This is a genomic window from Sphaerisporangium krabiense (assembly GCF_014200435.1).
GTDB classification, from domain to species: Bacteria; Actinomycetota; Actinomycetes; order Streptosporangiales; family Streptosporangiaceae; genus Sphaerisporangium; species Sphaerisporangium krabiense.
In genome coordinates this window covers 1,102,342-1,122,060 of record NZ_JACHBR010000002.1, presented here as the reverse complement: position 1 = coordinate 1,122,060, position 19,719 = coordinate 1,102,342, and the positions used below count along the sequence as shown (strand labels likewise).

Genomic DNA, 19,719 nt, shown 5'->3' with positions numbered 1-19,719 from the left:
GGATGCCGTCAGGCGCCGGGGGCGGGGGCGCGCCGCGCGTCGACCCCGGCCTCCTTGCGCTGCTCGGGGGTGATGGGCGTGGGCGCGGCCGTCAGGGGGTCGAAGCCGGAGGCCGTCTTGGGGAAGGCGATGACGTCGCGGATCGACTCGCCGCCCGCGAGCAGCATGCAGACGCGGTCCCAGCCGTAGGCGATGCCGCCGTGCGGGGGCGGACCGTACTTGAACGCCTCCAGCAGGAAGCCGAACTTGCTCTCGGCCTCCTCCTTGGAGATGCCGAGCACGTCGAAGACCCGCTGCTGCATCTCGGCCCGGTGGACACGGATCGAGCCGCCGCCGATCTCCATGCCGTTGCACACCATGTCGTAGGCGTACGCCAGGGCCTCGCCGGGGTGGTCCTGGAAGGTGTCGGCCCACTCGGGCTTGGGGCCGGTGAACGGGTGGTGCACGGCCGTCCAGCCGGTCTGGCGGCCGACCTCGTCGAGCACCGGCTCGAACATGGGGGCGTCGACCACCCACAGGAAGCTCCACCGCGACTCGTCGATCAGGCCGCAGCGCCGCCCGATCTCCAGGCGGGCCGCGCCCAGAAGGTCGCGCGAGGCCGAGGGCGCGCCCGCGGCGAAGAACACCGCGTCGCCCGGCGCGGCGCCGACGGCCTCGGCGAGGCCGGCGCGCTCCTGGTCGGTGAGGTTCTTGGCGACGGGGCCGCCGAGCTCGCCGTCCTGGCCGACCAGGACGTAGGCGAGGCCCCTGGCGCCGCGCGACTTGGCCCAGTCCTGCCAGGCGTCCAGCTCCTTGCGGGTCTGGGAGGCGCCGCCCGGCATCACCACGGCGCCGACGTAGGGCGCCTGGAAGACCCGGAAGGACGTGCCCGCGAAGTAGTCCGTCATCTCGACCAGCTCGCAGTCGAAGCGGAGGTCGGGCTTGTCGGAGCCGAAGCGGGCCATGGCCTCGCGGTAGGTGAGCCGGGGCAGCGGCAGGGGGATCTCGTAGCCCAGGGTCTCCTTCCAGATCCGGCCGATCAGCGCCTCGCCGAGGGCGATCACGTCGTCCTGGTCGACGAACGACATCTCGACGTCGATCTGGGTGAACTCCGGCTGGCGGTCGGCGCGCAGGTCCTCGTCGCGGAAGCAGCGCGCGAGCTGGTAGTAGCGCTCCAGCCCGCCCACCATGAGGAGCTGCTTGAACAGCTGGGGCGACTGCGGCAGGGCGTACCAGGAGCCGGGCTGCAGGCGCACCGGCACCAGGAAGTCGCGGGCGCCCTCGGGGGTCGAGCGGGTGAGGTCGGGCGTCTCGACGTAGACGAAGCCGTGCTCGCGCATGACGTCGTGGGCCAGGTAGGTGGCGGTCGAGCGCACGCGCAGCGCGTCGGCGACCTGCTGGCGGCGGATGTCGAGGTAGCGGTACTTGAGCCGGGCCTCCTCCGAGACGCCCGCGCCGCCCTCGATGGGGAACGGCAGCGGCGCGGACTCGCTCAGCACCTCGACCTCCGAGGCGACGACCTCGATCTCACCGGTGGGCAGGTCGGGGTTCTCGTTGCCCTCGGGACGGGTGCGCACCTCGCCTGAGATCCTGACGCAGTACTCCGAGCGCAGGTCGTGCGCGTGGTCCTCCTCGCGGAACACCACCTGGGCGGTGCCCGAGGCGTCGCGCAGGTCGATGAAGACCACGCCGCCGTGGTCGCGGCGGCGCGCCACCCACCCGGCCAGCGTCACCTGCCGGCCGGCGTGCTCCTTGCGCAGCGATCCGGCGGTGTGCGTGCGGATCATTTGGTCAGTCTCTCCTTCAAAGTCGTGACGATCTCGGCGAGAGGTACGGCGGTCTGGCCGCCGCTCGCGAGGTGCTTGACCTGGGCGGCCCCGGCGGCGATGTCGCGGTCGCCGAGGATCACCGCGTAGGCGGCCCCCGAACGGTCGGCGCCCTTCATGGCGCCCTTGAGGCCCTTGCCGTCGAAGGCCATGTCGGCGGGCACGCCCGCCGCGCGCAGCTCGTGCACGAGCCTGAACAGGCGCCTGGCGGCCTCCTCGCCGAGGGGGACCCCGAACACCGCGACGCGCGGCGGGGCCTCCTGAGCGAGGTTCTCGGCCTCGACGGCGAGGATGATGCGGTCGACGCCGACGGCGAAGCCGATGCCGGGCAGCGGCGGGCCGCCGATGTCCTCCGAGAGGCCGTCGTAGCGTCCGCCGCCGCCGATGCCGGACTGCGCGCCGAGCAGCGGGTGGTCGAACTCGTAGGTGGTGCGGGTGTAGTAGTCCAGCCCGCGCACCAGGCGAGGGACGTCCTCCCAGGGGACGCCGAGATCCTCCAGCAGGGAGCGCACCCGGTCGTGGTGGGCCTTGCAGGACGCGCACAGGTGGTCGGTGATCAGCGGGGCGTCCTCGACCTGGGCCCTGACCTCGGGCCGCTTGTCGTCCAGCACGCGCAGCGGGTTGATCTCGACGCGCGCCCGGGTGGCCTCGTCCAGGTCGAGCCCGCGCAGGAAGTCCTGCAGGGCGGCGCGGTAGGCCGGGCGGCACTGCTTGCAGCCGAGGGTGTTCAGCTTCAGCCGGACCTGGGTCAGGCCGAGCGCCTGGTAGCCCGTCCAGGCCACGGCGATGGTCTCGGCGTCCACCGCCGGGTCCTCGGTGCCGATGGCCTCCAGGTTGAACTGGTAGAACTGCCGGTAGCGGCCGGACTGCGGGCTCTCGTACCGGAAGGCCGGGCCGGTGGTCCAGAGCTTGACCGGAAGCTGGCCCTGGTGCAGGCCGTGCTCCAGCGCCGAGCGCATCACGCCCGCGGTGAACTCGGGCCGCAGCGTGATGGACCGCCCGCCCTTGTCCGAGAAGGTGTACATCTCTTTGGTCACGACGTCGGTGGACGCGCCGACGCCGCGCGCGAACAACTGGGTGTCCTCGAAGACCGGCACCTCGATGTAGGAGTAGCCGGCGTTGGCGGCCGCGCCGGAGAAGGCCGCGCGCACCGCGAGGAACGTCGCCGACTGCGGCGGAACGTATTCCTGTACGCCCTTGGGCGCCTGAAAGCTCATTACAGTCCCCTGGTTGGACCCGCGAACGGCGCCGCCTCGGCGAGGTACGGGTTGGTGGCGCGTTCGCGGCCGATCGTCGTCTGTGGTCCGTGACCGGGCAGCACCGCGATGTCGTCCGGCAGCGTCAGGCACACGCGGCCCAGGCTGCGCAGGATGGTCGGGTAGTCACCGCCCGGAAGATCGCTGCGTCCGATGGAGCCGGCGAACAGCAGGTCTCCGGAGAACATCACACGCTCCTCCGCGAGCCTGAACGTCACCGACCCCCTGGTATGGCCGGGCGCGTGGTCGACGGTGATGGCCATGCCCGCGATCTCCAGCACCGAACCGTCGGAAAGCTCGCGCACGTCGTCGGGCTCGGTGAACGTGAGCCCCCCGAAGAGATCCTGGCCGGGCATGAGCGAGAAGCCCTTGGCAGGGTCGCTGAGGAGCTCGCGGTCCTCGGGGTGTATCCACGCCGGGACGTCGCGCGCCCCGCACACCGGCGCGACCGACCACACGTGGTCGAGATGGCCGTGTGTCAGGAGCACCGCGACGGGCTTGAGACGGTGCTCGCGCAGCAGCGCGTCGACGCCGGCCATGGCGTCCTGGCCTGGGTCGACGATCACGCATTCCTCGCCGGGGGCGGGAGCGGCGACGTAGCAGTTGGCCTGCAAGGACCCGGCGGGAAAGCCGTCGATGAGCACGGAAGCGGACCTCGGTGTGATCGATCTCGTCAAGGAAAGCGGATGGGAATGTAACCGAAGGGTACCGGTGCGGGTCGCCGGGCTGCGAACCATTGCCCGTGGGCCGATACGATTCGCCCACTCCATAAAGGTGGCGGTCGTCCAGTCAGACGACCAAACAGACCAACTCGGACAGTCGGGAGGGCACAGCGGTGACGACCGGCAAGGACCGTCAAAAGCAGCTGGCACGGGAGCACTACGAGCGGCAGACGCAGCGGCGCGTCGAGCGGCAGGCCCGGCAGAAGCGCGTCGCGATCATCGGCACCAGCCTGGGCGTGCTCGTCGTCGTGGGCGGCATCTTCGCGGCCGTCGCGCTGGTCGGAGGCGGCGATTCGAAGACCGAGGCCGCGACGACCCCGTCCGCGTCGGCTCCGCCATCCGAGGGGCCGAGCCCCAAGCCGTACGACGCGGCGACCGGCACGTGCGACTACGTCGCCGACAGCTCCGGAGGGCCGGCCAAGAACGTCGGCATGCCGCCGGCCAAGGCGGACACCTCCCTGGAGAAGATGACGCTGCAGACCAACCACGGCGACATCGTGATCGACCTGGCCACCGCCAAGGCCCCCTGCACGGCCAACTCCTTCGCGTTCCTGGCCAAGCAGAAGTACTTCGACGGGTCCAAGTGCCACCGCATGGGCGAGGCGGCCTTCCCGATGATCCAGTGCGGCGACCCGCTGGCCAAGGCGGACGGCAAGAGCGCCACCGACGGCCAGGGCGGGCCCGGCTACCGGTTCGCCGACGAGAACCTGACCGGCGCCCAGTACAAGCGCGGCGTGGTGGCGATGGCCAACAGCGGCCCCGGCACCAACGGAAGCCAGTTCTTCATCATCTTCGGGGACCTCCAGCTGCCCCCGAACTACACACCGTTCGGTACCGTCACAAAGGGGCTGGAAATCCTGGACGATGTGAGCAAGAAGGGCGTCCTGTCGGGGGGCATGGGCGACGGCACGGGTGCTCCCAAGGACCCGGTCGAAATCAAACACGTGACAATCTCTGGCAAGAGCTGACGTAATACAACAAGGACGCATAGCCTCCTGGAGGCTGATTCGAGTGCGGGAGGACACGGTGAGCACCGACCCGTGGGGCCGGGTAGACGACGACGGCACCGTCTACGTTCGTACGGCTGAGGGAGAACGGGCCGTCGGGTCCTGGCAGGCCGGTGAGCCCGAAGAGGCGCTGGCCTACTTCCATCGGAAGTACGACGAGCTGGCGACCCAGGTGGAGCTGCTGGAACAGCGGATGCGGGGCACCGACCTGCCCCCGGCGCAGGCCGAGGCGACGATCGTCAAGCTGCGCGACTCCATCGCCGAGGCCCACGCCGTCGGCGACCTCGCGGCGCTCTCCTCGCGCCTGGAGGCGCTGACCGACCTGGTCGGCAAGCGCCGCGAAGAGGTACGAGCCGCCCGGGACCAGGCGCGGGCCCAGTCCCGCGAGGTCAAGGAACGCATCGTCGCCGAGGCCGAGCGCATCGCCGAGGACACCACCCACTGGAAGTCCGGCGGCGAACGCCTGCGCCAGCTCGTCGAAGAGTGGAAGACGGCCGAGCGCATCGACCGGGTCACCGAGGCGGCCCTGTGGAAGCGCCTGTCGGCGGCCAGGACGGCCTTCGCCAAGCGGCGCAAGTCCTACTTCGCCGGCCTGGACGAGCAGCGCGAGTCCGTGCGCACCACCAAGGAGCGCATCGTCGCCGAGGCCGAGGAACTCGCCACCTCCACCGACTGGGGAGAGACGGCATCGGCCTACCGCGACCTGATGCGCCGCTGGAAGGCCGCGGGACGCGCCTCCCGCGAGGCGGAGGACGAGCTGTGGGGCCGCTTCAAGGCCGCCCAGGACCAGTTCTTCCAGGCACGCTCCGCGGTCTTCGCCGAGCGGGACGCCTCCCTGCGGGAGAACGCCGAGGCCAAGGAACGCATCCTCGCCGAGGCCGAACGCATCCTGCCGGTCACCGACGCCCGCGCCGCACGCGCCGCGCTGCGCGGCGTCCTGGAGCGCTGGGAGGCCGTCGGGCCGGTGCCGCGGGAGTTGAGGGACCGGCTGGAGGGCGGGCTGCGCCGCGTCGACGAGGCCGTGCGCAAGGCCGAAGAGGCCGAGTGGAAGCGGTCCAACCCCGAGGCGCGCGCCCGCGCCCAGAACACCGTGGACCAGCTGCGCCGCTCGATCGAGCAGCTGGAGACCCGCCTGGGCAAGGCCAGGGCCGCGGGCAAGGACAAGGACGTCAAGGAGGCCGAGGAGGCCATCGCCGCCCGCCGCTCCTGGCTGGAGGAGGCCGAGCGCACGCTCGCCGAGTTCTCCTCCTGACGACGTCCCGCCCGCTCCCCCGGTACCAAGGGGCGTCCCGGCCGACCTGACCGGCCGGGCTGCGTTTATGGCGCTCTCTTCGTTCGCGCGGCGTGAGGGCGCCTTTGAGCCGGCGCTCTTTCGTCGTCGGTCGGAAGGGGGATCGTTCCTCACCCCCTTCCTCCCTCCTCCTTCAGAGCACCGGCGCGCCCTCACGCGGGTTTTTGTGCATCGCGTCAAGAGCACACGTCGGGAGGTCCCTGAGTCGGCGCTTCTCATCAGCGGAAGGGACTCCTTCCCCGACCCTGCACAAGCGACGGCGCCCTTATGTGCTGGTCGCCGGTGCTTGCGGAGGGGCTGAGGGGGGCGGAGAGAGACCGGTGGGGGTGGTGGGTCAGTTGGTGACGCGGTAGACGTCGTAGACGCCCTGGATGTTGCGTACGGCCTTCAGGACGTGGCCCAGGTGTTTGGGGTCGCCCATCTCGAAGGTGAACTTGCTGACGGCCGTGCGGTCGCGGGAGGTGGTGACCGACGCCGACAGGATGTTGACGTGCTGGTCGGACAGCGTGCGCGTGACGTCGGAGAGCAGGCGCGGGCGGTCGAGCGCCTCCACCTGGATGGCGACCAGGAACACCGAGTCGTCGGTGGGCGACCAGCTCACCTCTACCAGGCGGTCCGGCTCGGCCCTGAGCTGCTCGACGTTGGGGCAGTTGGTGCGGTGCACCGAGACGCCGTGGCCGCGCGTGACGAAACCGACGATGTCGTCGCCGGGGACGGGGGTGCAGCAGCGGGACAGGCGTACCCAGACGTCGGAGTCGCCCGCGACGATCACACCCGCGTTGGTGCCGCTGCGGGGCGGGCGGCCGCGCAGCTTGGTGGGGACGGCGGCCTCGGCGATGTCCTCCTCGGCGCCCTCGACGCCGCCCAGGGACTGCACGAGCTTCTGGACCACCGCCTGCGCGGCCGTGTGGCCCTCTCCGACGGCCGCGTACAGCGCCGAGACGTCCGCGTACCGGAGGTCCCTGGCGAGCGCCAGGAGGCTCTCTCCGGACATCAGGCGCTGCAAGGGAAGGCCCTGCTTGCGCATGGCCCTGCCGATGGCCTCCTTGCCCGCCTCGATCGCGGTCTCGCGGCGCTCCTTGGAGAACCACTGGCGGATCTTGTTGCGCGCCCTGCCGCTCTTGACGAACTTCAGCCAGTCGCGCGAGGGCCCGGCGTCCGGGGACTTGGAGGTGAAGATCTCGACGGTGTCGCCGTTGCTCAGCCGGCTCTCCAGCGGCACCAGGCGGCCGTTCACGCGGGCGCCGATGCAACGGTGGCCGACCTCGGTGTGGACGGCGTAGGCGAAGTCGACGGGGGTGGCGCCCTCCGGCAGCGCGATCACCTGGCCGCGCGGGGTGAAGACGAACACCTCCGACACCGACAGGTCGAACCTGAGCGACTCCAGGAACTCGCCCGGATCGCTGGTCTCCTTCTGCCAGTCGAGGAGCTGGCGCAGCCAGGCCATGTCGCCGGCCGACTTCATCCGGGCCCCCGCCGGGCCGGAGGCCGCCATCTCCTCCTTGTACTTCCAGTGCGCCGCGACGCCGTACTCCGCGCGGTGGTGCATCGCGCGGGTGCGGATCTGCAGCTCGACGGGCTTGCCCTCCGGCCCGATCACCGTCGTGTGCAGCGACTGGTACATGTTGAACTTGGGCATCGCGATGTAGTCCTTGAACCGGCCGGGCACCGGGTTCCACCGTGCGTGGATCGTTCCGAGCGCGGCGTAACAGTCGCGGACGGTGTCGACCAGGACGCGGATGCCCACCAGGTCGTAGATGTCGTCGAACGCCACCTCGCGCGCGATCATCTTCTGGTAGATCGAGTAGTAGTGCTTGGGCCGGCCCTTGACGGTCGCGCGGATCTTGGCCTCGCGCAGGTCGCCGGCGACCTTCTCGATGACCTCCTGCAGGAACAGGTCGCGCCGGGGGGCGCGCTCGGAGACCATGCGGGCGATCTCGTCGTACCGTTTCGGGTACAACATGCCGAACGCCAGGTCCTCCAGCTCCCATTTGATGGTGTTCATGCCGAGCCGGTGGGCCAGCGGCGCGAAGATCTCCAGCGTCTCGCGGGCCTTCTGCTCCTGCTTGTGACGCGGCAGGTAGCGCAGCGTGCGCATGTTGTGGAGCCGGTCGGCGAGCTTGATCACCAGGACCCGGATGTCGCGGGACATGGCGACGACCATCTTGCGCACGGTCTCGGCCTGCGCGGCGTCGCCGAACTTGACCTTGTCCAGCTTGGTGACGCCGTCGACGAGCAGCGCGATGTTCTCGCCGAAGTCGCCGCGCAGCTCGTCCAGGCCGTAGGCGGTGTCCTCGACGGTGTCGTGGAGCAGGGCCGCGCACAGGGTCTCGTCGTCGGTGCCCAGCTCGGCGAGGATGGTGGCGACGGCCAGCGGGTGGGTGATGTAAGGGTCCCCGCTCTTGCGCTTCTGGTCACGGTGGTGGTAGGCCGCGACATCGTAGGCGCGCTCGATCAGACGGAGGTCGGCCTTGGGATGAGTGGCCCGGACCGTCTTGAACAGCGGTTCCAGAACCGGATTCATTGCTCCACCCCATTGCCCCCCGAACCGGGACAGCCTGCGTCGTACGACAGGCGCCGGTCTGTCCTCCGTGCCCGCGGGCGTGGCTGGACCCGTCTCGTCCGCGGGCGCGGAAACCGGCGCTGGGGTGTCGGTCACCTCGGGCAAGGCCACATCACGGGGCACTCAGACTCCTCACGTCGAGTCCAGATTCTCCAGTGTATCCACGCTGGAGAGGCCCTCCCTCCCGCCCGTGGATCAGACGACCACCAAAGCGCGCACGTCAACGCCGCTCAGACGCTCACGGCCCTTGAGGAAGGCCAGTTCCATCAGCACCGACACGGCCACGACCTCGGCACCGGCCCGGCCGACCAGCTCCACCGCGGCACGGGCGGTGCCCCCCGTGGCGAGCACGTCGTCGACGATCAGCACGCGGTCGCCAGGGGCGAAGGCGTCGCGGTGGACCTCGATGACGGCGGAGCCGTACTCCAGATCGTAGGACGCCGCGTGGGCCGCGGCAGGGAGTTTCCCCTTTTTTCGGATGGGCACGAACCCCGCGCCCGCCGTGTACGCCACCGGGGCGGCCAGGATGAAGCCGCGGGCCTCGATCCCGACGACCTTGTCGACCTCCAGCCCGTCGGCCAGGGCGTCCACGACGGCGGCGAACGCGCCGTGGTCGCCGAGCAGCGGGGTGATGTCCTTGAACACCACGCCGGGCTTGGGATAGTCGGGGACGTCGCGGATCCGGCCGAGGATCGTTTCTGCGAGGTCGCTCATCGGAGTCCTTCCTGAGGGGCGGGCCTGAGGGCAGCGAAGCGCCCCCGGACGCCGGCGGGCATCACGGGGGCGCCACGGGAGAGGAGCCCTCTCTAGCGTTTCTTGCGCTTCTGCGGGGACACCGAACCGTTCTGCGAGGCGGCCGGGCCGGTGGAGGTGGCCGCCGCGGCGGGTTCCTTGCCCTTGCCCGCCGGCGGGGCGTCCTGCGGCGAGCCCCCCTTGTTGGAGGCCAGCCGCTTGGCGATCGCCATGTACTTCGGCTCGCGCTCCTTGAGGTTGACCAGCAGCGGCGTCGCCACGCACAGCGAGGAGTACGTGCCGACGATCATGCCGACGAACAGGGCCAGCGACAGGTCCTTCAGGGTGCCCGCGCCGAACAGCGTGGTGCCGATGAACAGGATGGCGGCCACGGGCAGGATCGCCACCAGGCTGGTGTTCAGCGAGCGGATCAGCGTGTGGTTCAGCGCGTTGTTGGCGGCCTGGGTGTAGGTCATCTTGGAGGTCGTGCCGAGCTTGGCCGTGACCTCCTTGATCATGTCGAACACCACGACCGCGTCGTACAGCGAATAACCGAGGATGGTCAGGAAGCCCAGCATGGTCGCCGGGGTGACCTCGAAGCCGGACCAGGCGTAGATGCCGGCGGTGATGACGAGGTCGTGGAACAGCGCGACCACCGCGGCCAGCGCCATCTTCCACTCGAAGGCCATCGTCAGGTACAGGATGATCGCGATCATGAAGACGATCAGGCCGATGACGGCCTTCTTGAGCACCTCACCGCCCCACGTGGGGCCGATGATCTGCTTGCTCACCTGGTTGCCGGCGATGCCGAACTCTTTGGAGATGGCGTTCTGGACAGTGGTGACCTGGGAGGCCGCGAGGCTCTGCGTGGTCACCCGCCAGCGGTTGCCCGCCTCCTGCACGGAGACCTGGTGGGCTCCGGCCTCCTCGACCGTGGAGCGCACGGTCTCGATGGTGGAGGCGCGCGGCTTGTCGAAGCTGAAGACCGAGCCGCCCTTGAACTCGACGCCCAGGTTGAGCCCCTGGAAGACCAGGCCGACGATGGAGATCACCAGCAGCAGGCCGGACACCGCGGACCACAGCTTGTAGCGCCCGACGAAGTCGATGTCGACCTCGCCGCGGTACAGCCGGCGGCCGATCACACCGATGCGCGACATCAGCCCTCCTGCGAAACGGTCGTGCGGGCGACGGGCGCGTCACGGCCCATGCGCTCGGCGTCCAGACCCGACAGCTTGTGGCCCTTGGCGAAGAAGGAGAGCCTGGCCAGCAGCGCGACGAACGGCTTGGTGAAGAGGAACACGACGGCGATGTCGATGAGCGTGGTGAGGCCCATCGCGAAGGCGAAGCCCGCGACGCCGCCGACCGCCAGGAAGTAGAGCACCACGGCGGCGATGAACATGACCGCGTCGGCGATCAGGATCGTGCGCCGGGCGCGCACCCAGGCGACCTCGACGGCCACCCGCAGCGAGCGCCTGCCCTCCTTCATCTCGTCGCGCATGCGTTCGAAGTAGACGATGAAGGAGTCGGCGGTGATACCGATCGAGACGATCAGGCCGATGATGTGCGGCAGCGACAGGCGGAAGTTGGCGTTGTGGCCGAGCAGGACCACCGCCTGGTAGGTCAGGATCGTCGCCACCGCGAGGCTGGCCACCGCGACGAGGCCGAGGCCCCGGTAGTACAGCAGCGAGTACAGCACGACCAGGATGAGGCCGATGCCGCCCGCGAGCAGGCCGCCGCGCAGCTGGTCGGCGCCGAGCGTGGAGGAGACCTCCTCGATGGAGCTCTGCACGAACTTCAGCGGCAGGGCGCCGTACTTGAGCTGGTTGGCCAGGTCGTCGGCGGTCTTCTGGGTGAAGCTGCCGGAGATGCGGGCCTGGCCGCCCGGGATCGGCTCCTCGATGACCGGGGCGGAGATGACGACGCCGTCCAGCACCATCGCGAGCTGGTTGCGCGGCTGCGGGGCGCTGGTGATCTGACCGGTGATCTTGGCGAACTGGCTGGCGCCGGCGCTCTTGAAGTTCACCTGGACGATCCACTCGCCGGTGGTGGAGTCGACGCCGGAGTTCGCGCCCGCGACCTCGGTGCCCTTGACGGCGGCCTTGTCCAGGACGTACTTGGCCACGCCGTCGTCGCTACAGGCGGCGAGCTGCTTGTCGGGCTCGTCCTGGATGCCCTGCCCGCGATCCTTCTTGGTGCAGTCGAGCTTCTTGAACTGCTCGGCCACCACGGGGTCGACGCCGGTCAGGTCGACGCCGGCGAAGGGGTCCTCGGTGGGGGGCGCCGACGGCGCCGCCGAGCCGCTGGGCGTGGGCGTCGCCTTGCCCTCGTCCTTGCCGGAGCCCTTCTTGTCGTCCTTCTTGTCGCCCTGCCCCGTGGCCGACGCGGAGGGCGCCGGGGTGGGGTTCGTCAGGGCCGAGGACAGGGCCCGGCCGGCCGGGGTGCCGCTCGGAGCCGGCTTGGCCGTGGACGACGGCTTGGCCGTGGTACTCGGCTGCGGCGCCCCGCTGCCCGAGGGGGCGGGGGTGGCCGGCGCGGTCGGCAGCGCGCCCGGCGTGGCGTTCGCCGGCGCGACCGCGAGGACTTGACGGAAGCGCAGCTCGGCCGTGGTACCGACCAGCTTGACGACCTCCTCCTGGCCCGCGCCTGGGACGGAGATGACGATGTTGTCGCCCGCCTTGGCGACCTCTGCGTCGGAGATGCCGCTGCCGTTCACCCGTTCACGGATGATGTTGACGGCCAGGTCGAGGCTCTCCTGGGAAGGGGTCGCGCCGCTCTGGGTGACCGGGGACAGCGTCACCGTGGTGCCGCCGGCGAGGTCGAGCCCGAACTTCGGCACGAACGACTTCTGCAGGAGCATCACCCCGCCCATGGCGAGGATGAGCGCCAGGAGCGCCAGGAGCACTCGCCCCGGCTTGCTCTGGCTACTGGTCGATGGGGCCACTGGTGGTCAGTTCTTTCGTCAAGGGGTTTGCTGAACCTACTCAGGACTTCGCGCTGGTCGAGCCCTCGTCTCCCCGGCGTTCCGGGGCGTCGTGCACCCTCTCTTCCGCTGCGGTGTCCCGGACCTCCGGGGCGCCGTCGGCGTCACCGATCTCATTGTCACCCGGCTCTTCCACCGGAGTGACCACGCGGCCGATGGCCGCCTTCGTCCACCGGGTCTCGATGCCCGGCGCTATCTCGATCACGACGTCGTCGTCGTCGATGGCGGTTACGGTGCCGAAGAGGCCGGTGGTGGTCATCACCCGGGTTCCCGGCGCCAGGTTGTTCTGCATCTGCAGCTGTTCCTGCTGACGCTTCCGCTGAGGGCGGATGAGCAAGAAGTAGAAGACCACGACCAGCAAGATCAGTGGCACGAACGATCCAAGGCCCTGCACGGGGCTTCCTTCCGGTTACGAACTGACCGGCCTGCGCCGGAGGTCTTGAGGCGATGAGCACGGCCACGCTGAACATGTCAGCGTACACAGCCAGCCAAGCCACGGAGTTTAGGCGAGCTTGTCAAAGCCCGGCAACGAACCCACGCTCGCGTGAGCAGGAAAGTTCCCGTTGTCACCGATCTGTGACCAGCCGATACGACATTTTTGAAACTTTCCGTACCGCCGTGACCGTCTCTGGGGGCATCCCATACGGAAATGGGTGTACGCCGGATAAGGGGGCATACCCGAGGCCGCGGCGCCGTTTCGACCGCCCTCACCTGTAAAGACGGTTGTCAGGAGCTCCGGTGCGGGCGGCGCGTCAGGGGTCCTCGAAGAGGGTGGGCGGCGCCTGCGCGCCGAAGGCGTCCGGCGGCGGGGTGAGCCCCAGGTGGGACCAGGCCGCGGCGGTGGCGACGCGTCCGCGGGGCGTGCGGGCGAGCAGCCCCTGGCGCACGAGGAACGGCTCGGCGACGACCTCGACGGTCTCGGGCTCCTCCCCCACCGCGACCGCCAGCGTGGACAGGCCGACGGGGCCGCCGCCGAACTTGCGCAGCAGCGCCCCGAGGACGGCGCGGTCGAGCCGGTCGAGGCCCTCGGCGTCGACCTCGTACAGGTTGAGCGCGGCCGAGGCGATGTCGCGGGTGATCACGCCGTCGGTGCGGACCTCGGCGAAGTCGCGGACCCGCCGCAGCAGGCGGTTGGCGATGCGGGGCGTGCCGCGCGAGCGGCGGGCGATCTCGTGGGCGGCCTCCTCGGGCAGGCGCAGCGCGAGCAGGCCCGCCGAGCGGCGCAGGACCTGCTCCAGCTCCTCGACGTCGTAGAAGTCCATGTGGGCGACGAAGCCGAACCGGTCGCGCAGGGGGGCGGGCAGCAGGCCCGCGCGGGTGGTGGCGCCGACCAGCGTGAACGGCGCGATCTCCAGGGGGATGGCGGTGGCGCCGGGACCCTTGCCGACGACGATGTCGACGCGGAAGTCCTCCATGGCGAGGTAGAGCATCTCCTCCGCGGGGCGGGACATGCGGTGGATCTCGTCGATGAACAGCACCTCGCCCTCCGACAGCGTGGAGAGGATGGCGGCGAGGTCGCCGGCGCGCTCCAGGGCGGGGCCGGAGGTCAGGCGCAGCGGCATGCCCAGCTCCGCGGCGATGATCATGGCGAGGGTGGTCTTGCCGAGGCCGGGCGAGCCGCTCATCAGGACGTGGTCCGGGGGGCGGTCGCGGCGCAGCGCGCTCTCGAGCACCAGCGAGAGCTGCTCGCGCACGCGGGTCTGGCCGATGAACTCGGCCAGACGCTTGGGGCGCAGCGCGGACTCGATCGCCCGCTCGTCGCCCTCGGCGTCCGGGGACACCAGATCTCTCTCCAGGCTCATCGCGGGCCCCTATCGCACGCTCAGGGCCCGCAGGGCCGCCTTCAGGAGGGTGGCGACCGACGGCTCGCGGCCGGCGGCCTCCTCGGCGTCCGCGTCGGGCGCGACGGCGGCCACGGCCTCGTCGGCGTCCTTGGAGGAGTACCCGAGGCCGACCAGGCCGGAGTGGACCTGGTCGCGCCACGCCTGCCTGCGGGCGCGGCCGTTGAGCGCGGCGTCGACGGCCTCGTCCGGCGTGCCGAGCTTGTCCTTCAGCTCCAGGATGATGCGCTGGGCCCCCTTCTGGCCGATGCCCGGCACCATGGTCAGCGCCTTGACGTCGGCGCTCGCCACCGCCACCCGCAGGGCGTTCGGCGTGTGGACGGCGAGCATGGCCAGCGCCAGCCTGGGGCCGACGCCGGAGGCGGTCTGGAGCATCTCGAAGACCGTGCGCTCGTCGTCGGTGGCGAAGCCGTAGAGCGTGAGGGAGTCCTCGCGGACGACCAGGGAGGTGGCGAGCCTGGCCTGCTCGCCGGCGCGCAGCGACGCGAGCGTGGCCGGGGTGCAGTGGACCAGGACGCCGACGCCGCCGACCTCCAGCACGGCGGAGTCGGGGGCGAGGCCGGCGACGCGCCCGGAGACGGAGGCGATCACGGGGCGGTTCCCTTCGCGGGCGCGGGGGCGGGCCTGGCCCTGGCGAGCGCCTGGGCCAGGCGGTTCTGGGTGCCGCCGCGCCAGATGTGGCAGATGGCGAGCGCCAGCGCGTCGGCGGCGTCGGCCGGTTTCGGCATGGCGTCGAGGCGGAGCAGGCGGGTGACCATGGTGCCGACCTGGGCCTTGTCGGCGTTGCCGTACCCGGTGATCGCGGCCTTGACCTCGGAGGGCGTGTGCAGCGCGACGGGCAGGCCGCGGCGCGCGGCGCACAGGATGGCCACGGCGGACGCCTGGGCGGTGCCCATGACGGTGCGCAGGTTGCTCTGGCTGAAGACGCGCTCGACGGCGACCGCGTCGGGCCTGACCTCGTCGAGCCAGCGTTCGATCTCGGTCTCGATGGCGGCCAGGCGCGCGCCGATCTCGTCGCCCGCGGGCGTGCGCGCGACGCCGACCTTGACGAGGGTGAGCGGCGCGCCCGCGCGGCCGACGACGGCGCCGAGGCCGCACCGGGTGAGGCCGGGATCGACCCCCATGACCCTCAGCTCCGGTAGCCGCACCGGCACGCCTCCCCAAGACCGCCGAACACCTGTTCGGCCCCGAACTCTACCCCGGCCGCCGCGGCCGCGCACCCTCCGACACACCGGGCGTCCCGGCGCGGCGGACGGCGGCGGCGCCGTCAGAAGTAGTCGATCATGTACGGCTTGGCGGCGAAGGCGCAGGCGAGGAGGTCGTCGGTCGCGGGCGCGCCGCCGGTCAGCAGCCCGGCGCGGCGCAGGGCGCTCACCTGGACGCCCGCGAACAGGGCCGACAGGCCGCCGATGGTGAGCCGGGTGACGTCCTCACCGGGTCGAAGGCCCTGACCGGAGGACCGGCCGGCGCGGACGGCCTCGCCGCGGCCCGCGGCGACCGACAGCCGCCAGGACCCGGAGTTCGCGGGGCGCTGCGGGTCGCTCACCTCGACGACCGCGTCCAGCGTGACCCCGGCCGGGTATCCGCGCCCGGCCACGGCGGCGGGCAGGTCGATGATCCGGAACATCCACCCGGTGCGCTTGACGGTGTCGGTGGAGCGGTCGCGCAGCAGCCACAGCATCGGGTCGTCCGGCTCGACGGTCGCCGTCACCGTGGCGGCCACGGAGGAGGCGCTGCCGACCAGCGACCACAGGGCGCGCGCCGTCGCCTCGGAGCCGGCCACGAGGTTGTCCACGTCGAGCCCGTCGCCGTCCCAGCGGTACAGCAGGTAGCCGTCGTCGGCGAGGTAGGAGAAGTCGTCGTCGTCCTCCAGCCAGAGGCGCAGGACCCGCTCCTCCTCGACCACGGGGCCGCAGGCGCGGGTGGCGGCGTGCAGGCGCCCGAGCAGGGCCCGGATCGCGGCGACGTCGCCGGGCCCGGCGCGGCGCACCGCGACCGCGGTGTCGCGGGGGGCGAGCGCCCGCAACCCCTCGGCCGGCACGGTGACGCGCAGGCGGGCGCCCGCGTGCTCCCAGCCCGTGCCCCGGTACAGCGGTGTGGTGGTGGGGTAGAGCGCCGAGACCGCGTGGCCGAGCTCGGCGCAGCGTTCGATGGTGGCCCGCATCAGCAGGCCGCCGACCCCGCGCCCGCGGTCCTCGGGCGCGACGGTGACGCCCGCGATGCCGCCCGCGGGCAGCGCGCGGCCGTGCCACCACTGCTCGTAGTGGTTGATCCGGCTGGTGGCGACCAGCCGGCCGCCGTCGAAGGCGCCGAGGTAGCGGCCTTCGGGGAGCACCGGGGAGACCAGGGCCCGCCACGTGGCGGCGCTGCTCGCGGGCAGGGGGCCGAACGCCCGCTTGCGGTTGTCCAGCACGGCGTCCAGGTCGCCGGGCGTCAGGTCACGGATCTGCACGACGGACAAACCTAGGCGAAACCCACCTAACCGGGCGAACCGATTTCCGGTGGCTCAGTCGAGCTTGGCCAGGACGTCGTCGCTGACGTCGAAGTTGGCGTAGACGTTCTGCACGTCGTCGCTGTCCTCCAGGGCGTCGATCAGGCGGAACACCTTGCGCGCGCCGTCCTCGTCCAGAGGGACGCTCAGCGTGGGCAGGAAGCTGCTCTCGGCCGAGTCGTAGTCGATGCCGGCCTCCTGCAGGGCCTTGCGGACCGGCACCAGGTCGCCCGCCTCGGACACGACCTCGAACGACTCGCCGAGGTCGTTGACCTCCTCGGCGCCGGCGTCCAGGACCGCGGTCAGCACGTCGTCCTCGCCCAGGCCGCCGCCCTTCGGGACGATGACGACGCCCTTGCGGTTGAACATGTACGCCACCGAGCCGGGGTCGGCCATGGAGCCGCCGTTGCGGGTCATGGCCACGCGCACCTCCGACGCCGCGCGGTTGCGGTTGTCGGTGAGGCACTCGATCAGCACGGCCACGCCGCCGGGCGCGTACCCCTCGTACATGATGGTCTGCCAGTCGGCGCCGCCGGCCTCAAGGCCGCCGCCGCGCTTGCGCGCGCGCTCGATGTTCTCGATCGGCACCGAGCTCTTGCGCGCCTTCTGGATGGCGTCGTAGAGGGTGGGGTTACCGTCCGCGTCCGGGCCGCCGGTGCGGGCCGCCACCTCGATGTTCTTGATGAGCTTGGCGAAAAGCTTGCCCCGCTTGGCGTCCAGCGCGGCCTTCTTGTGCTTCGTCGTCGCCCATTTGGAGTGGCCGGACATCGGCTAGAGCTCCCTCACCATCTCGACAAAATACGAATGAACCCGCGCGTCCCCGGTCAGCTCGGGGTGGAAGGACGTCGCGAGCAGAGGTCCCTGCCGGACCGCGACGATCCTATCCCCAGGCTCGGCCACCCCCAGCACCTCGACGTCCGGCCCCACGGATTCCACCCATGGGGCGCGGATGAAGACGGCGCGCAGCGGGCCGCGTCCCGCGAAGTCCAAGGATGCCTCAAAAGAATCGATCTGGCGGCCGAAGGCGTTCCTGCGCACGACCATGTCGATGCCGCCGATCGTCTGCTGGCCGTCGATGCCGCCCTCGATCCGGTCGGCCAGCATGATCATGCCGGCGCAGGAGCCGTAGGTCGGCATGCCGCCCTTGATGTGCGCGCGCAGCGGTTCGAGCATCTCGAAGGCGTCCGCGAGCTTCCACATGGTCGTGGACTCCCCGCCGGGCACGATCAGGGCGTCCACCGCGTCCAGCTCGGCCGGGCGGCGCACGGCCACGGCCCTGGCCCCGGCGGCCTCGAGGGATCGGGCGTGTTCACGCACGTCGCCCTGGAGGGCGAGCACGCCGATCGTCGGCATCGTCGGCGCAGAGGTCACCGGTCGTTCCTTCCGTTCATCGCTCGGGCGGTCGCGCGCGGGGTCGGACGCCTCCTGCGGCGACGGGCGTCAAAAGCGTAGGGCCAAGCGGAACAACACCCCAAACCGCCCAGGACTTCCCCTGGTGGGCTCAGGGCCTGCGCAGCAGTCCGGGGATCTTGTCGGGCACCGCGAAGCTCGCCGCGGTGTGCGCCGGAGCGCCGGGCGTGCTCACGTACTTGAGCACCTTGAAGTCGGCGACCAGCGCGGTGGGCTCCACCTTGACCATGAGGTAGCCGCGGCGCCTCAGATGGAACTTCAGGTGCGGGTTCTTCGCCAGCAGCGCCTCCCTGGCCCGGTCATGGTCGCGGCCGTCGCCCCCGCTGGTCACGGAGGTGACGGCCAGCTCGGTGCCGACCAGGGTCGAGGCGTCGTCGTCGTAGTCCAGCGCCAGGTCGCCCGCCCAGTGCGAGTGCACGTCCCCGGTCAGCACGACGGCGTTGCGCACGCCCGCGTCCAGCCAGCCGCGGGTCACCCGGGTGCGCGAGGCGGAGTAGCCGTCCCAGGCGTCCTGCCTGACCAGTTTCTCGCCGCCGCGCCCCCGGTCGCGCTGGCCGAAGAAGACCTGCTGGCCGATGACGTCCCACAGCGCCCCGGACTCGCGGAAGCCCTCCAGCAGCCAGCGCTCCTGCTCCGCGCCGGTGATCGTCCGGCCGGGCTCGCGCGACTCGGGGCACTCCTCGAACCCCGCGCCGCAGATCAGCGGGTCCCGGTACTGGCGCGTGTCCAGCATGTGGATGGTGGCGAGCCGCCCCCAGCGCAGGCGCCGGAACAGTTTGATCATCGGCCCGCGCGGGACGGACGAGCGGCGCAGCGGCATGTGCTCGTAGTACGCGCGGAACGCCGCCTCGCGCCGCTCGGCGGGCAGCAGGCTCGTCCAGTTGTTGCGGACCTCGTGGTCGTCCATGATCGGCACCCACGGCGCGGCGGCGTGCGCCGCCCTCAGGTCGGCGTCGGTCTTGTAGAGGGCGTGCCTGCGGCGGTAGCCGGTCAGCGTGCGGGCCTCGGGGCCCTCGTGCTCGCGCGCGTTGCCGCCCGGGCACGGCATCTCGCCCTTGCCGTACTCGTAGATGTAGTCGCCGAGATGCAGCACCAGGTCGGGGTGCTCCCCCGCCATCCTGCTGTAGGCGGTGAAGTGTCCGTGCTGGTAGTTGGCGCACGAGGCCACCGCGAGCGTGAGCGCCTTCGGCAGCGAGGCGGGCGGCGGCGCGGTGAGCGCACGGCCGATCGGCGAGACGTAGGTGCCCGCCTTGAAGCGGTACCAGTACTCGCGGCCCGGCTCCAGCCCGGCCACCTCGGCGTGCACGCTGTGCGCCCACTCGCGCACGGCCTCCTCGGTGCCGCGCCGCACCACCCGCGCGCAGGCGGGATCGGTGGCGACCTCCCAGTAGACCGGCACCGGCGCCGCGGGCATCCCGCCGAGACCGTCCTCGGCCAGCGGCGCCGGGGCGAGCCTGGTCCAGATGACGAACCCGTCCGGTGAGGGATCGCCGCAGGCGACGCCCAGCGTGAACGGGTCCCCATAGGAGACCCGCAGGGGCGGCACTCCGGAGGCCAGCCCCAGCACGAGGAACGATCGCCTGTCGATCACATGACGATCATCAACTATCGCCAGCAAACA

Annotated in this window: 17 protein-coding genes; 2 read left to right on the top strand and 15 right to left on the bottom strand. The window is 71.2% G+C overall.

Translation table 11 applies throughout. From position 1 onward, the window contains the following. Positions 1-8 precede the first annotated feature (8 nt). From aspS to BJ981_RS32900, 3 genes are read right to left on the bottom strand one after another with little or no spacing between them, the layout of a single operon-like run. A complete protein-coding gene (aspS, locus tag BJ981_RS32910) occupies positions 9-1,766 on the bottom strand; it encodes an aspartate--tRNA ligase (protein ID WP_184617258.1) in 1,758 nt (585 codons plus the stop codon). Then, positions 1,763-3,022, bottom strand: a complete 1,260-nt coding sequence (gene hisS, locus BJ981_RS32905) for a histidine--tRNA ligase (RefSeq protein ID WP_184617257.1) — start codon at positions 3,020-3,022, stop codon at positions 1,763-1,765. Before hisS ends, aspS begins: the two co-directional genes overlap by 4 nt. Then, positions 3,022-3,705: an MBL fold metallo-hydrolase gene (locus BJ981_RS32900; protein WP_184617256.1), complete on the bottom strand. Its 684-nt coding sequence runs from the start codon at positions 3,703-3,705 to the stop codon at positions 3,022-3,024. The genes hisS and BJ981_RS32900 overlap by 1 nt, the downstream gene beginning before the upstream one ends. Positions 3,706-3,896: 191 nt before the next feature. Here BJ981_RS32900 and BJ981_RS32895 point away from each other — a divergent pair, with 191 nt between their 5' ends. Next, positions 3,897-4,751 carry a peptidylprolyl isomerase gene (locus tag BJ981_RS32895; protein WP_184617255.1) on the top strand — a complete coding sequence of 285 codons (855 nt, stop codon included), beginning with the start codon at positions 3,897-3,899 and terminating at the stop codon, positions 4,749-4,751. A 58-nt stretch (positions 4,752-4,809) separates the two neighbouring features. Then, positions 4,810-6,042, top strand: coding sequence for a DUF349 domain-containing protein (locus tag BJ981_RS32890; protein ID WP_184617254.1), 1,233 nt, complete (start codon positions 4,810-4,812; stop codon positions 6,040-6,042). 373 nt (positions 6,043-6,415) lie between these two features. On the opposite strand, the gene BJ981_RS32885 is transcribed toward BJ981_RS32890, so the two are convergent. The 12 genes from BJ981_RS32885 to BJ981_RS32830 form a co-directional block, all read right to left on the bottom strand. Then, positions 6,416-8,605, bottom strand: a complete 2,190-nt coding sequence (locus tag BJ981_RS32885; protein ID WP_184617253.1) for a RelA/SpoT family protein — start codon at positions 8,603-8,605, stop codon at positions 6,416-6,418. Positions 8,606-8,839: 234 nt separating this feature from the next. Continuing rightward, positions 8,840-9,358 carry an adenine phosphoribosyltransferase gene (locus tag BJ981_RS32880; RefSeq protein ID WP_184617252.1) on the bottom strand — a complete coding sequence of 173 codons (519 nt, stop codon included), beginning with the start codon at positions 9,356-9,358 and terminating at the stop codon, positions 8,840-8,842. Positions 9,359-9,450: 92 nt separating this feature from the next. After that, on the bottom strand, positions 9,451-10,533 hold the full coding sequence (secF, locus tag BJ981_RS32875) for a protein translocase subunit SecF (protein ID WP_184617251.1): 1,083 nt from the start codon (positions 10,531-10,533) through the stop codon (positions 9,451-9,453). Then, positions 10,533-12,278, bottom strand: coding sequence for a protein translocase subunit SecD (secD, locus tag BJ981_RS32870; RefSeq protein WP_307837851.1), 1,746 nt, complete (start codon positions 12,276-12,278; stop codon positions 10,533-10,535). Before secD ends, secF begins: the two co-directional genes overlap by 1 nt. A gap of 79 nt (positions 12,279-12,357) precedes the next feature. Continuing rightward, positions 12,358-12,750 (bottom strand): preprotein translocase subunit YajC, encoded by a 393-nt coding sequence (gene yajC, locus BJ981_RS32865; protein ID WP_184617250.1) that lies wholly within the window; start codon positions 12,748-12,750, stop codon positions 12,358-12,360. A gap of 358 nt (positions 12,751-13,108) precedes the next feature. Continuing rightward, positions 13,109-14,158: a Holliday junction branch migration DNA helicase RuvB gene (ruvB, locus tag BJ981_RS32860; protein ID WP_184617249.1), complete on the bottom strand. Its 1,050-nt coding sequence runs from the start codon at positions 14,156-14,158 to the stop codon at positions 13,109-13,111. A 9-nt stretch (positions 14,159-14,167) separates the two neighbouring features. Continuing rightward, positions 14,168-14,788, bottom strand: a complete 621-nt coding sequence (gene ruvA / locus BJ981_RS32855) for a Holliday junction branch migration protein RuvA (RefSeq protein ID WP_184617248.1) — start codon at positions 14,786-14,788, stop codon at positions 14,168-14,170. Continuing rightward, on the bottom strand, positions 14,785-15,330 hold the full coding sequence (gene ruvC, locus BJ981_RS32850) for a crossover junction endodeoxyribonuclease RuvC (RefSeq protein ID WP_184617733.1): 546 nt from the start codon (positions 15,328-15,330) through the stop codon (positions 14,785-14,787). The genes ruvA and ruvC overlap by 4 nt, the downstream gene beginning before the upstream one ends. A gap of 134 nt (positions 15,331-15,464) precedes the next feature. Further along, complete coding sequence (locus tag BJ981_RS32845) at positions 15,465-16,649, bottom strand: GNAT family N-acetyltransferase (protein WP_184617247.1); 1,185 nt, start codon at positions 16,647-16,649, stop codon at positions 15,465-15,467. Positions 16,650-16,703: 54 nt separating this feature from the next. Further along, positions 16,704-17,456: a YebC/PmpR family DNA-binding transcriptional regulator gene (locus tag BJ981_RS32840; protein ID WP_184617246.1), complete on the bottom strand. Its 753-nt coding sequence runs from the start codon at positions 17,454-17,456 to the stop codon at positions 16,704-16,706. Positions 17,457-17,459: 3 nt separating this feature from the next. Further along, positions 17,460-18,041 (bottom strand): pyridoxal 5'-phosphate synthase glutaminase subunit PdxT, encoded by a 582-nt coding sequence (gene pdxT / locus BJ981_RS32835; protein WP_184617732.1) that lies wholly within the window; start codon positions 18,039-18,041, stop codon positions 17,460-17,462. A 148-nt stretch (positions 18,042-18,189) separates the two neighbouring features. Then, positions 18,190-19,689: an alkaline phosphatase D family protein gene (locus tag BJ981_RS32830; RefSeq protein WP_239139601.1), complete on the bottom strand. Its 1,500-nt coding sequence runs from the start codon at positions 19,687-19,689 to the stop codon at positions 18,190-18,192. Positions 19,690-19,719: the final 30 nt, after the last annotated feature.